Source organism: Armatimonadota bacterium, from assembly GCA_013314775.1.
Taxonomy (GTDB): domain Bacteria; phylum Armatimonadota; class Zipacnadia; order Zipacnadales; family JABUFB01; genus JABUFB01.
This window is the reverse complement of record JABUFB010000002.1, coordinates 239,296-256,176: the sequence shown is the minus strand read 5'-3', so window position 1 is coordinate 256,176 and position 16,881 is coordinate 239,296. Positions and strand designations below refer to the sequence as shown.

11 protein-coding genes are annotated in these 16,881 nt (G+C 63.1%); 2 read left to right on the top strand and 9 right to left on the bottom strand.

The genetic code is table 11. The features are described 5' to 3' along the window. Nucleotides 1-14: 14 nt before the first annotated feature. The 9 genes from HPY44_02415 to HPY44_02375 all read right to left on the bottom strand — a co-directional run bounded on the left by HPY44_02415 (nucleotide 15) and on the right by HPY44_02375 (nucleotide 15,188). Nucleotides 15-278, bottom strand: a complete 264-nt coding sequence (locus HPY44_02415; GenBank protein NSW54841.1) for a hypothetical protein — start codon at nucleotides 276-278, stop codon at nucleotides 15-17. A 316-nt stretch (nucleotides 279-594) separates the two neighbouring features. Beyond that, the gene (locus HPY44_02410) at nucleotides 595-2,997 is read right to left on the bottom strand and encodes a hypothetical protein (protein ID NSW54840.1); all 2,403 of its coding nucleotides are present in this window, start codon (nucleotides 2,995-2,997) and stop codon (nucleotides 595-597) included. A 12-nt stretch (nucleotides 2,998-3,009) separates the two neighbouring features. Further along, nucleotides 3,010-3,756 carry a SagB/ThcOx family dehydrogenase gene (locus tag HPY44_02405; GenBank protein NSW54839.1) on the bottom strand — a complete coding sequence of 249 codons (747 nt, stop codon included), beginning with the start codon at nucleotides 3,754-3,756 and terminating at the stop codon, nucleotides 3,010-3,012. 473 nt (nucleotides 3,757-4,229) lie between these two features. Further along, nucleotides 4,230-4,577, bottom strand: coding sequence for a transcriptional regulator (locus HPY44_02400; protein NSW54838.1), 348 nt, complete (start codon nucleotides 4,575-4,577; stop codon nucleotides 4,230-4,232). After that, complete coding sequence (locus HPY44_02395; GenBank protein NSW54837.1) at nucleotides 4,564-5,286, bottom strand: hypothetical protein; 723 nt, start codon at nucleotides 5,284-5,286, stop codon at nucleotides 4,564-4,566. The genes HPY44_02400 and HPY44_02395 overlap by 14 nt, the downstream gene beginning before the upstream one ends. 225 nt (nucleotides 5,287-5,511) lie before the next feature. Next, nucleotides 5,512-6,606 (bottom strand): hypothetical protein, encoded by a 1,095-nt coding sequence (locus HPY44_02390; protein ID NSW54836.1) that lies wholly within the window; start codon nucleotides 6,604-6,606, stop codon nucleotides 5,512-5,514. Between the two features lie 103 nt (nucleotides 6,607-6,709). Beyond that, the gene (locus HPY44_02385; GenBank protein NSW54835.1) at nucleotides 6,710-9,958 is read right to left on the bottom strand and encodes a S8 family serine peptidase; all 3,249 of its coding nucleotides are present in this window, start codon (nucleotides 9,956-9,958) and stop codon (nucleotides 6,710-6,712) included. A gap of 279 nt (nucleotides 9,959-10,237) precedes the next feature. After that, the gene (locus HPY44_02380; protein NSW54834.1) at nucleotides 10,238-13,600 is read right to left on the bottom strand and encodes a S8 family serine peptidase; all 3,363 of its coding nucleotides are present in this window, start codon (nucleotides 13,598-13,600) and stop codon (nucleotides 10,238-10,240) included. Nucleotides 13,601-14,018: 418 nt separating this feature from the next. Continuing rightward, complete coding sequence (locus HPY44_02375) at nucleotides 14,019-15,188, bottom strand: hypothetical protein (GenBank protein NSW54833.1); 1,170 nt, start codon at nucleotides 15,186-15,188, stop codon at nucleotides 14,019-14,021. Between the two features lie 221 nt (nucleotides 15,189-15,409). Here HPY44_02375 and HPY44_02370 point away from each other — a divergent pair, with 221 nt between their 5' ends. Both HPY44_02370 and HPY44_02365 read left to right on the top strand, forming a co-directional pair. Next, on the top strand, nucleotides 15,410-15,886 hold the full coding sequence (locus tag HPY44_02370; GenBank protein NSW54832.1) for a hypothetical protein: 477 nt from the start codon (nucleotides 15,410-15,412) through the stop codon (nucleotides 15,884-15,886). A gap of 209 nt (nucleotides 15,887-16,095) precedes the next feature. Beyond that, nucleotides 16,096-16,764, top strand: a complete 669-nt coding sequence (locus HPY44_02365; GenBank protein NSW54831.1) for a Crp/Fnr family transcriptional regulator — start codon at nucleotides 16,096-16,098, stop codon at nucleotides 16,762-16,764. Nucleotides 16,765-16,881: the final 117 nt, after the last annotated feature.

The following is a 16,881-nucleotide window of genomic DNA, read 5'->3' as shown; positions in this document are numbered from 1 at the left end:
CAATTGCATCGCCTTCAGTCCTGCAGAGCGTGCAGGAACCAAACGCCCGTGCCCGTGTCGTGACAAAGATCCATGGCAAGCCCCTGCGGCGTGATCGCCCGCACATACCGGCGCTCACCCTCCCCCTGCCACCACCTGCCCAGTACCCTCCACTCCCCGCCAATCTGATTCACCCGGTAGTCCTTCCCGCGCCAGGTGAAACGATCCGGAACCATCCGGTGATTGAACAGCGAGAGCTTGCGACTGATCTGAATCGGCTCATTGATGACTTTTCCCATGATATTCGCCTATGGTCTAACGAATATATGTTCTATAATGCGAGAGAAAATAATGCCGGCCTGTGAGCCAGCATTTGAAGTATATCAAATAAATGTTCGATAGTCAATACAATCTATTTCGCCGACCGAGACGGTCGGCCTACGCAAGGACGCCTATTCCCGCCGCGTGGGGCAAATGTCTCGGCACCGTCCGCCTCTGCCGGATGCAGGGCACGCTGTCCGCCCGACAGTGGGGAACCGGCACCCGAACTCGAGCCGTATCCGAATTCGGTGCGTATACCGACTGGCCACCTGGCGTCAGTCGGTCGCCCTTCCCCTACCTCACAAACCACGCCCTGAGCCCAAGCGCCAGAGCCATCCCCCCGCTCGCGCAAGCCGCTGCAATGCACGTCTGTGGAATGCCCAGCACCGGGATCAGCACGGCGCCCAGCGTTGCCGCACCCAGCGCCGCGCCCACAAGATCCGCCGCATACAGAGTAGCTGCTGACCGCGCCTGCCCGTTTTCGGCATCCTCAACCGCGCCACGCGCATCCCGCGCCGTCCGGGTGGCCAGGGGGAACTGGACACCCACCACGAAACCCACGAGACCGGTCAGCCCCGCGAAAACCCCCACTGCGAGAGTGGGCAAGTGGACCGCGAGCGTCTCATTCTCGCCGATGTGCGCCATCACTCCCGGCAGCCCAAGCGCAACTAGGCCCAATGCCAGCTGGCTCCCCGCCAGCCACCACGCCACGGAACGCGCCTCCGGTCGCGCCGCCATCAGACGAGCCGCCAGCACCGCGCCCGATGCGAGGCCCACCATGAACGCCCCGATCACAAGGCCCGCCAGCCGGTACACATAGCCGTGGTACGCCTGGAAAGCGAACAGAATGCACAACTCCAGCGCCATCCCCAGGGCGCCCGTGACAAGTACCGCCGCCGGCACATAAAGCGCTCTGCCTGACCGCCAAACTCCCGCAGCGAGGAGCGCCGCCAGAAGCACCAGACCGGGAGCCAGCAGGTTCGACAGCCGCAGCCCCCCGATTCGCACATACACGTCCTCGGCTCCCGGGAAGTAGAACCCCAGCCACACCGCCTGGTCGTAGAAGTACCCCACCGGCACCTGGTCGCGGTTGGTGCGCACCATGGGCCCCTTGGCCAGTTCTGCCACCACGAAATCCCTGTTCTGGCGCAGCAGGTGATCCGGGGCCATAATGCGGAAATAATCAGCCTGCACCCCGCGCTCTTCCATGCGCTGCGCCATCACCGCGAAGGTCTCGGTCAGCTTGGCCGAATCGTCCCCCTGCACCACTGTCAGCGCGTCCTCGCCCGGCATCATCGCGATCGAGGGGAAACTCGCGGTCGCCGCCTGCATGATGCTGCGGTTCAGCCGGCGCAGCGACTCCCGGAAATGGTGGCGACTCGACGACATTCGCCAGCCCAGCACACCACCCTTGTTCAGCGCTAATGATGCCTCGCGAAACCATTCCTGGGTGTAGAAACGATTGAGCAGAGCAGTCGAGGGGTCAGGCAGGAGATTGATGATCGCGTCGTATTTTTCCCGTACTCCGTGGGCCGCCTGCTTGACCAGAAGCCGGCCATCCACGATCAGCTTCTCTACCCGCGGGTCTCGGAGGGCCGCCGCATCCGGCCCTGTGAGCCACCTCCCGGCCAGTTCGAGCAGCGCCGGATCGATCTCCGCATAGGTCACCCGCTCTGGCTTGTGCTTCAGGACCTCTGCCAGTCCCCCGGTGGCCCCGCCACCGATCAGCAGCACGCGCTGCGGGTCGGGGTGCTGCAGCAGCGTGAAATGCACCACTTCCTCCACCGAGGGCATTGCAGGTGAGGTCCCTGTCGGAGCACCGTTCTGGAAAAACACCAGCCCGCTCGTGCCTTGCCGGGCAACCGCCATATGCCCGTAGATCGAACTGACCTGCCCGAGCAACTCTTGCCCCTGCCACCGAATGCGTGTGGTCACTGCCTGCAGCGGAACGCAGGCGGCCGCCAGGATCAGCACTGCGACGAGGCCACCGATTGCGAGGCGCTTGCTTCCCACTCCCGCTGCCCCCGCGAGCATTCCGCTGGCCGCCCAAAGGACTGACGTCGCCGCAACGCACACCGCGAACGGGTTCAGAACCGTCACAACAGCCGCGCCCAGTAGCACGCCGCCCACGAGATGTCCCACCGCGTCCAGCGCGTATGCCCGCCCGGCTGAATCGCCGGCCCCACAGCGGGTCTGTTCGTAGATCCGCAGGCCCACCGCAAACAGCGCGCCGCAGAGCATCGCCGGTGCCAGCGCGGTTCCGAAGCTGATCAGCCCCAGGTGCACCGGGCCCAGCATCTCCCCGGGCTGTGCGGCCAGATGCACCCGGATGATGCGCGCCAGGAGGGGGATTGACTCCGCAACAAGCGCAATCCAGGTGGGGACGGCGTTCGCCAGCGTCTGGTAGGTCCTCGCGTACACCAGCGATAGCAGTAACCCCGGCGCAAGTGAGGCCGCCAGTTTTGCTGCCCGCAGTACGCTCGCGCTGAGGGCCGGCGGTCCCGATCGCCACCTGCAGGCCAGGGCCACTCCGGCTGCGCCGCATACCAGCCATGCCGACAGCATCAGCCCCAGCGATATCTCATTGCCGAAACAGGACAGGAGCAGTTCGCGGATCAGCAGTACCTGAGCGACGCCCGCCACAAATCCGCTGGTGATCACGAAACACGTGGCCGTTCTTTGCAGTCCAGCGTTCATGCTCCCCGAACCTCAGCGTGGCCGGCCCACGGCGGTGAGGTACACGACGGTCTCCTGCACACCGTCCAGCCCGAACAGGCGGTTCACTGCGTCATCGTAGAACGCCCCGATGTTCACGCTGCCCAAACCCAGTGCTACCGCTGCCAGCTGCAACTGTCCGCCGATATGTCCCGCATCCAGGTAGATGTACCGATAGCAACGGTCGCCATATTTCTGGGCGCTTCTGCTCACAACGGCGCCCCAGGCAAATACAACCTGGGCACTGGCGCAGAAACGCTGCCCGAGGCACGCATCCGCGCACGCCTGTCCTGCTTTCCCCTGGTAGAGCAGGGCCAGCGAGTGTTCCTGAACATCGTAATGCGCGATGCCGGGCTCGAGACCCTCCACGCGGTTGAGCACCAGGTAAGTCTCATTGGGGTACAGTGCCCCTGCCGATCCTGTCGCGCGCAGCTTGAAGCCCGGCACTTCACCGGTGATTCCCTGCGTCGCCCACAGCAACTGGGACAGGTCCCGAAGGCTCATCTCATCCGCAGAGAAACGCCTTTCCGAGCGCCGACTCATGATCGTCTCCCATAGCCCCGGCCCGCCGCTCTTCACTGGCTCCGGCAAACCAATCCGCGCGATGGGGTTTTCATACCGCTTGAACGCCGCTGTGGGCCGAGCCCATTCGCACGCAGGCGGCGGACGGTCGGGAGAGTACTTCGTATCGTACTGGTACCCCGGTCCAATCCCGCGCGGGCGTTCCGATTGTGCGCTCATCCGGTTCACTCCCCTTTTCGCATAAGTGCAAGGCACCCCGGGCAGCCGATGTCGCGCTCGTACACCGACCTGCCTGTGGTCCAGCCTTCCTGAACCCGCAGAATGGCGCTAGGGTCTGCGAAATGCAGTTTTGCGCGCGCCCTCCAAGAGCCGGTGCTCCCCGCGGCAAGTCCAGGGGCGGCTTGCTTGGCGCCGGCGAACACATACAATGTCGCATCTCGATCTTCCGTGACATCCCATTGGCGAAAGCCAGTTCGCCGCGCATACAGACGGGTCCTGCCAGGACAACTGCACCCCAATATCAGGACCGGAAAAGGGAGAAGCCACCGGGCGCGAACCGGTGGCTTCTCGGGATGGTACCAGACCCCTGGATTGATTACCTGCTGAGGTTGGCCAAGTTGTCTTACGGCATTCTACGTCGGCACCTTGAGTCCTCAACTCATGTTTCGTTCAAGAAGCGCGTAATCTTTGCGTCAACCCGCCGCCGGTGCCTCTCGAACACCTCGGACCGTTCCCTGCAGCGGCGCCCTGAGTGCCTCCAACTGCGCCCAGTAACCTGACAGGGCTTCGCTGCCCTTCGGCGTGATACGGTATGTGGTGTGCGGGGTGCTTCCCAGGAATTGCTTGTTGATCGTCACATAACCGGCTTCGGAAAGCTTGGTCATGTGCGAGGACAGGTTTCCACGGCTCAGGCCCAATGCCATGCGCAGATAGTTGAAATCCACTTCCTCCACCTGGCTGAGCGCGGACAGGATCGCCAGACGCGCGGGCTCGTGTATGAGCCGATCCAGGGCTGGGACGCCCGCTTCACTCGTCTTCATCCTTCGTCTCACCCCCAGCTTCGCGGCTGAGTTCGGACAGAAGCCATTTGCTGTATGCGTGCAATGCCAGTGCCGAAACCACCCATCCCACCGTCAACCACATCGTTATACTTAGCGCTGCATAGTCTGCCTCGAGTACCCCGACTAACCAATCCGGCCCATCCACCGCTCCCGGCTTCAGCGCAAGGGACGGCACCGCTGCGACCAGCCCACCACACAGTACCGTGATAGCCCCGATCATCTCTGTCGCCGGCTCGCGAAGTTCGTAGTGTCCCGTGGTATACATATACAGGCCGAAAGCGGTCAAACCGACCACCGTTGCCTGCCACGCATCCAGGACCCCGATCCCCGACGCGCCGAGGGGGGCCATAATGCACAGGGGAGCCACGAACCGGGCCCAGTCCGGCGTCTCACGGGGGCTGGCCGAGGCCGTGCCCACTCGGGCGTAGTAGAACTCCTCGAGCCGTTGCGGCAAGCACTGCAGCGCTGCCCACACCGTGAACAGGAAGAAACTACTGCTGAGAAGGTACAGGACGACCGACCCCACCGGCGGCAGCTTCGGCGAGTAGAGCACTGTGCACAGGAGCGGCCAAGTCCCGGCTGTGAACAGGATGCCCTGACCTAGGAGCGTAAGCCCCTTCGATCGCGCGTAAAGCCTTGTGTTGTCTGCGAGCCGTTTGAGACGCTCAAGCTCACTCAGGTTCGCCATTTCCCCGCCCGCAAATCAGTTTGCGCTACAAACTGATTTGTGAGCATTATACCCCCTCGCATCTCTGTGTCAAGGGTTTTCCTCAGAATCTCGTCCTTTTTTTCGGCACGCTATTCACGGCCCGTCTCATCGCTCAGGCGGGCATATGAAAACCGGTAAACGAAACGGCCAGGAAGCATACAGCCCCCTGGCCGCGTAAGACACTGCCTTCAATTGGCGGCGTCGCTACCCGGACGGAGGCGGAGGAGCTTCCAGCCCGGACACCGCGAAGTCCAGCCAGTCCGAGGTCGTCTGATGATCCCGGTACCACTGCGCCAGTTCGGCCGGGGTCAAAGTTCCCGGCGCAGGCTCGTCAGCGTCCAGCGCTCGAACGCGCATGCTGTACATCTGCGGCGCCTGCACGCCCTGGGCATTGGGCTGGTTGCTGTTGGCAGGGGCCGGATACACGATGCGCCAGGTACCGTCATCCGAAGCGCCGGCTATGAGCGTCCCGGCGATCGGGGCCTCCGGCGCCGCATGCTGCGGGAACACGTCCAGGTAAACATGGCGCACGCCGTCCCCGTCGCTGACCGCCGCAGTTACGGTCACATTTCCACCCGTAGCCGCCACAGGCCGGTCAACGCTGTGCGAAGCGAACACCGAACTGATGTCCGGCGGCCTGGATCCGACGACCGTCAAGGTGGTCTCCGCAACCAGATCCCCCACAGTGCCCCGAATTCGCCCCACGCCGGCTTGGGTAGTCACGAACCTGCCTGGCCGCCCGTTGTATTGGAACGCCCCCACCGGATCGTTCAGCAGCGTCCAGGATGGCTGCACCTGCACGACCTGTGCGCCAAAAGCGACGGTGGCCGTGTACTGCACCGACGCGCCGGCCTCCACGGTCACATTCTCGGGCCCGATCGCCAGCGCGGTCGGTTTGCCCAGGGCAACCGGCAGAACCGAGATTTCAACCTGAGTGACCTGGTTGCGCGTCGTCTGCACATACAGGTGCGCCGAGTCGTATTCACCCGACCGCGGCACCGAGGCGTTGATCAGCAGATTGTTGCTGGCCGGCAGCCCGGTAAGGACGAAGGCACCCGTTGAATCGGTTTCAACGCTGCGCCCTGTCGAGGGCTCTGTGACCACGGCCCGGCTCAGACCCTCAGCGGGCTGAGTCGGATTGGGGTTGTCCGCCTTCACTACGCGTCCTGCGACTGTAGCGTTGTCCGGGTGCGGCGCGTTGCCGTCGTCCTGAGGCACAACGGCGTCGTCACCACCACAACCAGCGAAAACGATGAGCACCAGCAGCACCAGCGGTAGCATCCAGGCTGTTCGTGACATGCCACGAACCCTCCCGAGGTATGTTGGACCTCGTAGACTTCAGACACCTCGGCATACGACTGCCAGCCCGCATCCGGCAGGCGGACGCAGCTGCCGACCTATTTTAGTTGCCAATGCGCATACTGCGCAAGGCTGAAGTGCTCGTTCCGTCGTCAGACTGAGCGGTTATTCGCACAAGATACTGTCCGGCAGGCACCCGCGAGCCCCCATCATTGCGCCCGTTCCACACCACCACGTTAGCTCCGGCGCCCCGCACCTTACCCGTCTCAACTGTTCCAACCCGCCGTCCCGCGATGTTCAGTATTGCCACATCGCATGTCGCTGCGGTGGATAGGGTGAACGCAACCTGGGCGCCGACCGCCGTTGTCTGTGCGGACATCGCCGTGATCTGCACCCCGCCCGAAGTCTGCTGGCTAGCCTTCACCACGAACCGCCGCGTGCCCTCCGCAGACGTTGCATCCACAGAATACGACGTCTGATGTCTCATGCTCAGCGTGCGGCCGGTATCCAGGTCCTCCAGTACCAGCGAGTACTCTCGCGGCACCCGGCTCAAGTCGGGCCATTCCAGCCTCACTGTGCCTTGCGGCTTCTGCCAGCTTACCGTGAACGGCCATTCCATTGCCGGCCGTGCGGCAGTCTCGAAGGCTGTCGCACACTGTGCACTGCTTGAGCCCTTGGCCTGGAAGTTCAGTGTCACCCCGCCGCCGGCGGCGGGAGGAGAGATAATCCCGCTGGGCGCGCTGGACACCCCGCAGTAGTTCGCAGAATCCACGTTGCCCTTGCCGTGCGCGACAATCTGCAGCGGCCACTCGCCGGCAGGGACGGCCTGCTTACTCGCCGCCGCGACACCCGCCGTGCCTGACGGCCGCATCAGCGTCAAGCTGCACTCCTTCTCCGCGAGCACCCAGAACCCGCACCAGGCTTCCACTGCCGTGCTTTGTCCAAGAACAGGATGCAGCAGGACATAGTCGTTCGTGACACGGTCGTATTTCCAGCCATAACTGGCCAAAATCCCAAGGCTGTCTGCACTGTCAAGGTCCATCGTGTTGTTGTTGTAGGTAACCGTGGACGCGCTGAAGTCCAGCCGCCCGAAGTATGGGTTGCCCACCTGCTGCCAGCCCGGTTCGAGAGGGATGGTCAGATTCCCTGCTGGAGCGATCGCGCCGTCTGGAACAAAGGTGGTGCGGCTCGGGAGCTGCAGCCAGAACCCCCGGCCCAGCTCGAGTCTCAGGAACTCGCTGAGGGGCTCGCCCGAGTACACGCTGTAATTGTCCAGTGCGTTGTTGTACCGCGCATAGCGCAGCTGCGCCGTCGGGATCCCCAAAAGAGTGGCCGGATGGCCGTCGTCGGGGATTATCGGCGCACTCATGAAATGCAGGCCCGCCTCGAAGGTCACCGGGCCGTTAGCAAAGCTCTGCACTGGCCCGATGGCGACAACATCGGGCCGGGAGTTGCCCAGCGTGTCATAGCCAACCACCGCGTAGAAGTAGTCAATCCCGTCTGTGGTGGTGGTGTCGGTGAAGGACCGAGCATTGGGGTTGTTGATGCTGAATGCGGGCAGCATGTTCAGCACCGTCGTGAACCCGGTCGAGCTGCGATAGATGCGGAACCCGGCGAGGTCATCCGGCCCAGCATATCCGGCCCAATCCAGCTCAATGGCGCCGCCGCCGTCCACTGGACGGTCGTACGCTCGCAGAGAGTCTACACGCGGGGGCGCAGAATCGTCGAAGGAGTAGATCGGTCCCACGGGGGTTGACTCGCTGCGACTATTCGCGCCCACAGCGGCCACGCGGTAGAAGTACCCCACGCCGTCGATCGTGCTCGCGTCCAGGTACTGGCCCGTCCCCGCGGGCACCTGCGCGATCTCCAACCAGCCCCCGTTCGTGGTGGGCAGGGCATCGCGCGCCCGGCTGATCACATAATGCGTCACGGCATTGCTCCCCCCGCCATCGTCGATCGAGCGGGTCCACAGAAGGGTGATGCTGCCGCCCTGGTCTGCGGGGGTATCATACGCCTGCAGGTTGGTCGGCGCAGCGACGGGCAGGTCTGCACCGACTGCGCGCGCGCAGTTGATCCGCCCCATACCAAGCTTCCCGGCAAATCCGGGGTTCAGGGCGTCGATGTTGTCGCATGAAGAACGTATCAGCGACACAATTTCCGCGTTGGTGCGCGCCGGGTTCTGAGCTTTCAGCAGAGCAGCCAGCCCCGACACAAGCGGGGCAGCGAACGAAGTCCCGCTGTTCGTGGTGAAATACGAGCTAAATTGCGGAATCGACGGGTAGTACACCGCCGGGCCGAAGATGTTCAGCCCAGGGGCGAACACATCCACGAAAGTCTTCGCGCTGCTCCCGTCGTAGTTGCTCCACGAAGCCTTCCTGTCTTGCTGTGTCAGACCACCGACGCCGATCACCATGTTGTCCGTGAGGGGGCTCGGGCCGTTGTTGCAGGTCGGCGAGGTCCAACTGCTGCGGCTGTCTGTGATCTCCCGGCCCTCGTTGCCGCCGGCGCAAACAGTCAGGCCACCCCTGTTCCACATCTCCTGGATGGGCGGCGTAAAGCTGTCCTCATACGGCGCCCCGATACTCAGGTTCATGACGAACGCGCCGTTGCGCGCCGCATAGTACATGGCGTCCACAACGGTTGAGACGAAGGTCGTGCCGTCGTCATCAAAGACCTTGACCGGCATGATTGTGGCCGCCCAGGAAACGCCGACGCAACCGAAATTGTTGTTCCCGGTCGCTGCCGCAAGCCCCGCTGTGAGCGTTCCGTGGTTCACCTGCTCATCGGGCGTGCCGTCGCCATTCTGGTCGATCCCGTCCGGGATTGCCTCAACATTATTGTTCCCCGCCTCGAAATTCCACCCATTCACATCATCGATGTACCCATTCCGGTCGTCATCCCTGCCATTCCCGGGGATTTCACCAGTGTTCACCCAGAGACGCCCTGCCAGGTCCGGGTGGTCCGAGTCGATCCCTGAGTCGATGACGGCGATGATAATCTGTGGACTGCTGGTGATGATGTCCCATGCGGCCGGAGCGGAAATCTTGGGCAGATGCCATTGGCTGGGGTATTCAGCGTCATTGGGGACAAGTTGGGGATACACGACCCGGTCCGGCTCGGCGAACTCAATCCCTGCCTGCTTGGCCAGTCTGGCGGCTGTCGCGAGAATGTCGGCATCATCCGGAATGTCCACCACCAGTATCCTGCCGCCACCCATGGCGTGCACGACTTTACCATCCACCGCACCAACAGACTGCGAGACTGCGGAAGCGGTGGCTACGCCTGGCCTGACGCCCACCAGCAGTCGGCCCCGCGCGGCAAGGTCCGGAGCGGTATGGCCGGCGACACGCATGGTTCCCAGGCTTCCTGGCCCACGCAATTCCACCACGCCGCGTGGACTCGGAAGCGCCAGCGCCGGCATCCAGGATGCGAAAAGGAGGACGGCCAGAGCAACGCCGGCCATCCCCCTGAAATATGTGCATGTACTCGGGCAGCGCAAACGGAACACCGTCTTCCTGATTGCCTGGGAATACGTCAGCGGTTTTCCCGGGGCAGTCTTGGATCATTACAACGGGCATTTATGAGACCGCCGACAGGCCCGCTTTGTTCCCCACACTCGCCTCCCAGCGCTCTAGCGCGCGAGGTTCAGAGTTGTCACCGCAGACGCCGTCTGGCCGTCCCGCGTCGTGGCGGTCACGCGCACCAGATACCGCCCCGCCGGAACAGGAGCGTAGTCGCCGCGGCCATCCCAGCTCAACGTGGTAAGCTCGCCGCCGTTGGCCTCAACCGTGGCCAGTGTCCTGACCCGCCGCCCCGCAATGTTCAGCACCTCCGCCGTCACCGATGCATCCTGGCTCAGCGTGAACACGACCTGCGCACCCGCGCCGGACGGAGCCGCCGCCATGCTGCGAACCACGAGCGCTGCACCGCTGACCGGTGCCAATTCCAGTTCGAAGGACCGCACGCCGCCGGCTTCCGCCTCGAATGCATAGCTGGTAACGGTGCGCAGGTAGGTCCTCTTCCCGCTCCGGGTGTCCACCAGCACGGGCCGGTAGTCTGCCGGCATTCCGCTCAGGTCCGGCCAACGCAGCACCACAGTGCCCGCGCTCTCAGTGCGCACGTTCACCGTGCAGTTGATTGCCCCGCCAGGCTCGGCGAACTTCGCAGCAGGGCGCACCGCGCCGTCACCGTCGAAATACAGGTCTACCCCCTGCGGAGGCGGGCTGGACAGAGTATTGAGGCTTGTTGCCGCACTGCTCACGCCCACGAAATTGTCCACATCCGCGCCGCTCGCGGTTTCGGCGACCAGCCGGATCTTCCAGTCGGCCCCCGCCAGCTTCTCCGCGACAGCACCCGCGGGCGTCGCTGCACCCTGGCGCGGGAGATTGAGGGTTCCCGTTACGAAGGACCGGAAGAATACACCGCGGCCCTTGCTGATAATCGTCGAGGCCCAGTCGATACTGGGGCTCAGAAGCGTGTAACTTCGCAGGAAGGCGTCGTAGGCCCACATGTAGTCCCGAACCCAGCCGCGTTGCGCGGCTTCTCGCAGACTCACGGTGTCACCGTTCGCCGTCACCGTGGCGAATTCGATGTCCGCCGCGGTGGTGAAGGGGTTACCGATCATCTGCCAGCCCGGAACGATCGGGATCGGGAACGGATCGTCGGTGGTCTCTTCCCCCGCAATGCTGCGCAGGAGCGCGGACGGCGCCGACACCCAGAATGCCCGGCCCAGGGCCTGTCGCAGGAACGGGTCTGCGGGATTGTCCGCATACTTGCGGTAAGCGCCCTGCGCCGGGTCGTACCGAGCGGCCTTCAGATCCGCGGCATCAATGCCCAGCAGCTTCGCCAGATCCTTCTCCGGGGTCTCCGCGCCGATGGCCACCATCGAAAGGCCCGCCGGGTAGTTGAAGGTGAAATTCGGGCTCGGCACGACCGGACCGGCTACCTGGACCTGCGCGTTCTCATTGTCCAAGTCGTCCACGACGCCCACTGCATACCAGTACTGCGTCCCATCGATCACGCTCTGGTCCACGTACACCTGCTCCGTGGCCTCGTCGATAGTCGCAATTTCAGTGACGCCATCCTCGCCCAGCGCGGTGAAAGCCTTCTCCGACCGGTATACCCGGTATTCTACGAAGTCGGCGGGACTCTTGTAGCCCGACCAATTGACGGTCACCGAGCCGCCGTCATCACCCAGCGTATCGGCCGCGAACAGGTTGTCGATCGGGGCCGGCGCCAAGTCATCGCGTGGGATCGCGGGCCCGGCAGTCGCTGACTCCGTGACGTTCGCCGCATCGCGCACGCGCACTTTGTACCAGTAACTGGTCAAATCGACCACGTTTGTGTCGATGTAACTCGTGGTGCCCTTGGGCAGGTTTGTCTTGATGGTGGCGAAGCTCCCGTCCTGCCCGGTGGTGGAGCGCATCACGTCGTAACCCACCACGTCATTGAAGCCCTTGCCGTCGTCCGCGGACTTGCTCCAGATCACTGTAACGCTGCCGCCCTCATCGCCCGGGCTGTCGAATGCCGACACTGTCTTGGGGGCGGCTGGTGGCACGTCAATGACCGATTTGTGCAGGTTGACGCGCCCCGTGCCGATTTTGCCCAGGTAGAACGGGTTCTCAGCGTCGATGTTGTCCGCAGACAGCCGAATCTGTTTGATGACATCCGCCGGCGTGGCCTGAGGGAACCGCGCTTTGACCATCGCGGCCACACCCGCAACAACCGGGCACGCCATGGAGGTGCCACTCATCGGACCGTAGAGTTGGCCGAGACCGGCGACAGGATCATTCAGGTATGTACTAATGATATCTACGCCCGGAGCGGAGACATCCACGAAGTTGCGGCTCGAACCGTCATAGTTGGAGAAGTCCGCCTTGATATCGTCTTCATCGGTTGCGGCAACGCCGAGGACGTAGTTGTCGGTGAAGAAGGGCCCATCGTTGCAGACTGGGCTCATCCAGGTTGCCTGGCTGTCGGTGAACTCCCAGTAGTCGTTCCCGGCAGCGGCCACCACAACCACGCCTTTGGCGATGGCTTGCGAAATGGGGTTATTCCACAGCTCCGTATACCCGCCTCTCAGGCTCAGGTTGATCACGTCCGCACCGTTGTCCACAGCGTACGTGAAGCCTTCGAGTATCGCGCTCGTCGACAGGTTGCCACTTTCATCCCCGACTTTGACCGCCATGAGCCGACAGGTCCAGTCAACGCCGGCTACTCCTGCGGCATTGTTGGTGGCAGCGCCGACTATGCCGGCTACATGGGTCCCATGGGTCACCACATTGTACGCGGCGGAGTCGGCCGGGTTGGGCTTCGGATCATTGTCGTTGTTGCCGGTGTCCCAGCCTACGTGGTCATCGACATAGCCATTGCCATCGTCGTCTATGCCGTTGATCGGGTCTGCCGTATTGCGCCAGATGCGCGTCGCCAGGTCTTCGTGATCTATGTCCACTCCGCTGTCTACGACGGCCACGATCACCTGCGCGCTCCCTTGCGTCACGTCCCAGGCATTGGGTGCACTGATGAGTGGGAGATGATACTGCTGCGAATACAGCGGGTCACCGGGCACCGCAGTGAAATGGCAGACCAGGTCAGGGCCCGCAAGCGCAACAATGCTCTCTCCCCCCCACGCCGCCACACCCTGCATCACGCTCATACCGTCCGGCAGGCTCACCAGGTACGTGTTGATGCTGGGGATCGCCTTGAGGACAGTCCCCTGGCGCCGGGCGAGGGCCGCCTGCAACTGGGCATCGGTCGTTCCTGCATGCAACTGGATCAGGACCTGCCCCGAAACAGCCTCTGGCGGAACGACCTTGGTACCGTCGGGAGTCCAGGTGTTTACAGTCTTGCCTGGCACCGGCTCCGTCTTGACCGCCGCGCCCGCGGGGATGCAGATGACCAGCGCCAGCAGGGCCAATGCCACCCATCCGGCAGTGCAGGCTGCGGTCCTCGAGTGCCTCGGTGCGCACACAGATGATGGCAGAACGCGACGCATGAAAATCGGCCTCCTGGTTACCCAGCGCACGCCAGGAATTCGCGGAATGAGCCGCCTAGCATGATACACGACGCCTTGGTGCAAGTCAACGCGACCGCGGGCCCGAGGGCCTGACCATCGGTTTGGTGGAGTACATGCCGGCTGGGGCCGAATTCGTACTCACCGTGCCCTCGCCCTGAGCCCTTGCCCCAAAGCTCGCGGAGCGGATCCGATCATCGGCGCGAGTGTTCTTGCGTATACCCCGGTTCTCACCGGGTCCGGCCGCCCTTCCAGGGCTTCTGGCCCATTCCTGGGACCTCGCTTCCCGCAAGGGATGGACCACAGTCATCTTGGTTTGCCTGGAGTATGCTCAGTCGAGCGATATGAACACCAATAATCCTCAAGTGCCTCCGGGGCTCCCGACCCGCCGACCACCTTATCAATCCGGCACGTGGATCGGGTAGTGCCCATACTTCTCCCGACATTCCTTCATCCGCTCGAGATTCTCCGGCTTCGTCCCAACCGCCAGCGAATGGGTCGCCCCGTAGATGAACCCTCCGCCCGGCGCGCCGTACTTGATAGCGTGCTTCGCATCGTTTTCAATATCCTCGGGGGTGCCCAGGATCAAGTGCTCGTTCCAGATTCCTCCCCAGAGCGTCCAGGCGTCCCCGTACTTCTCCTTGAGTGGTTTCATGTCCATGGTCCCGCTGGCCTGAATGCCCTCGTATCCGTCGTATCCTGCCTCGATCAGCATCGGCAGGGCCTCCCAGACATTCCCGCAGCAGTGCTTGATCATCTTCAGGCCCAGATCATGCCCGGTCTTCACGAACTCTTTCCACCATGGGAGCACCGTATCCCGCAGAATCTTGGGGCTAGCCAGCAGTGCCGTCGAACTGCCCAGGTCTCCCGCGGGCATCACCGAATCGACGCCCTCCTCCGCATACCACTTGAGCTGGTGAATCATTCGCTTCGCGTTGAGTTCGGTGATCGGTTCGTGCAGTTCGGGGTGCAGGATCAGGTTCATATACTGCTCTTCCTCGGTGGGCCCCACCATGGGCCAGCCGAAATCCCCGATGCAGATATTGATCCAGTGGGTATCTTTCCTCTCCTTCACAACGTGCCGCGTCAGTTCCCAGCATGAGTCATCGGGCTTCGCAGGCGGGTTCGCTTCAAATTGCTCGATCTGCTCGCGAATCTGTTCCGGTGTAGGCACCGTGTATTCGGAAGTGGGCGCAACCCGCTTGTAAGGCATCAGCTGTCCAGTCGATGCCGAGACGCGATAAAGGTTGCCCGCCCCGTCTTGATACGTCTCGTCGTCCACCTTCTCATACGGGCTGCCTACGGTTCCAGCAGCGGGGTTCAGATATACGGTGATGATGTCCATCCCCAGCGCGTCGGTGATGTCCAGCGTGTCTCGCTTGTATGACTCCACCACCTCGTCGCGCCGGCCTTCCCACAGGGCGGTGAGCTCCCTGATCTTCGCATGGACCCAGGTCGGCCTGCCCAGCACCATCTCGTGAATGTTCCAGTCGATAAAATGCTCACCCCAGGGAACAAGGTCAGGTTCGCGGTGCTCCAGAGTAAGCGCGACGCGCTCGCGAGGCAGCATTTGAGGGGCTCCTGAGGAATGAGTCGGCCGTAGTAACTGGAGGCAGTTCGCCGTCCGCGCTCTTCTTTCCTGCAGGCCCGAGATGCTCCCCTGTCCTGCCCCAGAAAATGTCATACATTTCTTGTCGGGAACTTATGCACACCAGATATGCTTTTGTGATACCATCTGCCTGGTACCCACGACCCCGGGCAATATTGGAGCCCATTCCGGGAGGAGCGCGCATGAAAAGCACGAAGACGGTGCTGGTTGTCATCTTGTCTGCGGTTCTGGTCGCATCCGCCCTGTTGTCCGTAAGCGAGACGCTCAACCGCAAGGAAGCGGCTGCTGCCGCTGAAAGCGCCGGTGCCTGCGTGCTCAGTACAGGGGGCGGTTGCGGTGGGGGCGGTTGCGGTGGTGGCCCCGAGAACCAGGGCGTCTGCCCGGCCCAGAGCCTGATCGCCGCGAAGGAAGAGGCAGAGAAGGGCTCCTGCTCGGAGGCTTGCGACAAAGAGACCTGTGAGAGTTGCCCCTATGACGACGAGGCTTGTGCGGACAATTGCGATGCCGAAAAATGCGCGGACTGCCCGCACGCAGCCAAATCCGAGCCCTGCGATGGCAACTGCGCCGACTGTGACGAGGGCTGCCGCAAAGAGACCGCCAGTGACACGAAAGATGCCCCGAAGGCCAACGAGAAAACCGCCGAAAAGCCGAAGGATTAGGCTGTCCGCACGATAAGAGGTCTTTCGTCTGTCGCCGCAGCACCGTCCGGCGGCATCACCAGCGACGCCCGGAGCCACATTGGCCCGGGCGTCGGTTGTTCGCGCTCCCCATTTGAGACTTCGAGGAAGGGCCGAGTTCGGGTTCCGGCGAATGTCCACTTGGTCGGTAGGTGTCCGGGCCCAGATCAATCTTTCGCAGGTGGTGTTCCTTGGAACAGTCTGTGCACGACGCCTTGCGCTCCACCAGCCTTTTCAGTGATCTCAGTGAGCGACAGTTGTCCCGGCTTGCAAGCGCATCCACCGTTCGCAGCTACCCGAAGGAGTCCGAGATCTTCACTGGCGGACAGGAGGCGCGGGCCTTCTACCTGATCCTGTCCGGCGCAGTGAAGGTCTACCTGCTGTCGTCGGAAGGCCGTGAGCAGATCCTGCACATTCTCGGCCCGGGCGATCTCGTTGCCGAGGCCGCAGTGTTCGGCGGCGGAATCTACCCCGCATCAGCAATGGCCACCGAAGACTCGCGGCTGCTGGGCATCCAGCGAGACCGGCTCCTGGATCTCATCCGTGAGGACCCCGAGCTTGCCCTGTCCATGATCGGAGGCCTGGTCCAGCGATTGCGGGAGTTTGTAGTGACCATCGAAGACCTGTCCCTGCGCGATGTTGCCGCGCGCCTCGCCCGGTATCTGCTGGAGAACTCCCGCGACGGCGTCTGCGTGCTGCCCGGCACGAAGACGCAACTCGCTGCCCGCCTGGGTACCGTGCTGGAGCCTCTCTCCCGCGCCTTCCGCAGACTGCGCCAGGAGAACTTCATCGAAGACCGTAGCGGGACCGTCCGAATCCTGGACGAGGACGGGCTGCGGGGTCTCGTGGAGGGAATCTGAGCCGCGAACGCCGAAAAAGTTCAGGGGGTTGACTCAAGTCAAAGTGTTGGCGCGGCCGATGGGGTACGGTCAAGGCACGCTGGACGGCCGATACGATACGAAGGAGGGCTGCACATG

Bases quoted from the DNA above. Each gene is read 5' to 3' on its own strand.
- HPY44_02415 (NSW54841.1), bottom strand. From the start codon at position 278: ATGGGAAAAGTCATCAATGAGCCGATTCAGATCAGTCGCAAGCTCTCG.
- HPY44_02410 (NSW54840.1), bottom strand. From the start codon at position 2,997: ATGAACGCTGGACTGCAAAGAACGGCCACGTGTTTCGTGATCACCAGC.
- HPY44_02405 (NSW54839.1), bottom strand. From the start codon at position 3,756: ATGAGCGCACAATCGGAACGCCCGCGCGGGATTGGACCGGGGTACCAG.
- HPY44_02400 (NSW54838.1), bottom strand. From the start codon at position 4,577: ATGAAGACGAGTGAAGCGGGCGTCCCAGCCCTGGATCGGCTCATACAC.
- HPY44_02395 (NSW54837.1), bottom strand. From the start codon at position 5,286: ATGGCGAACCTGAGTGAGCTTGAGCGTCTCAAACGGCTCGCAGACAAC.
- HPY44_02390 (NSW54836.1), bottom strand. From the start codon at position 6,606: ATGTCACGAACAGCCTGGATGCTACCGCTGGTGCTGCTGGTGCTCATC.
- HPY44_02385 (NSW54835.1), bottom strand. From the start codon at position 9,958: ATGCGTGTCGCCGGCCATACCGCTCCGGACCTTGCCGCGCGGGGCCGA.
- HPY44_02380 (NSW54834.1), bottom strand. From the start codon at position 13,600: ATGCGTCGCGTTCTGCCATCATCTGTGTGCGCACCGAGGCACTCGAGG.
- HPY44_02375 (NSW54833.1), bottom strand. From the start codon at position 15,188: ATGCTGCCTCGCGAGCGCGTCGCGCTTACTCTGGAGCACCGCGAACCT.
- HPY44_02370 (NSW54832.1), top strand. From the start codon at position 15,410: ATGAAAAGCACGAAGACGGTGCTGGTTGTCATCTTGTCTGCGGTTCTG.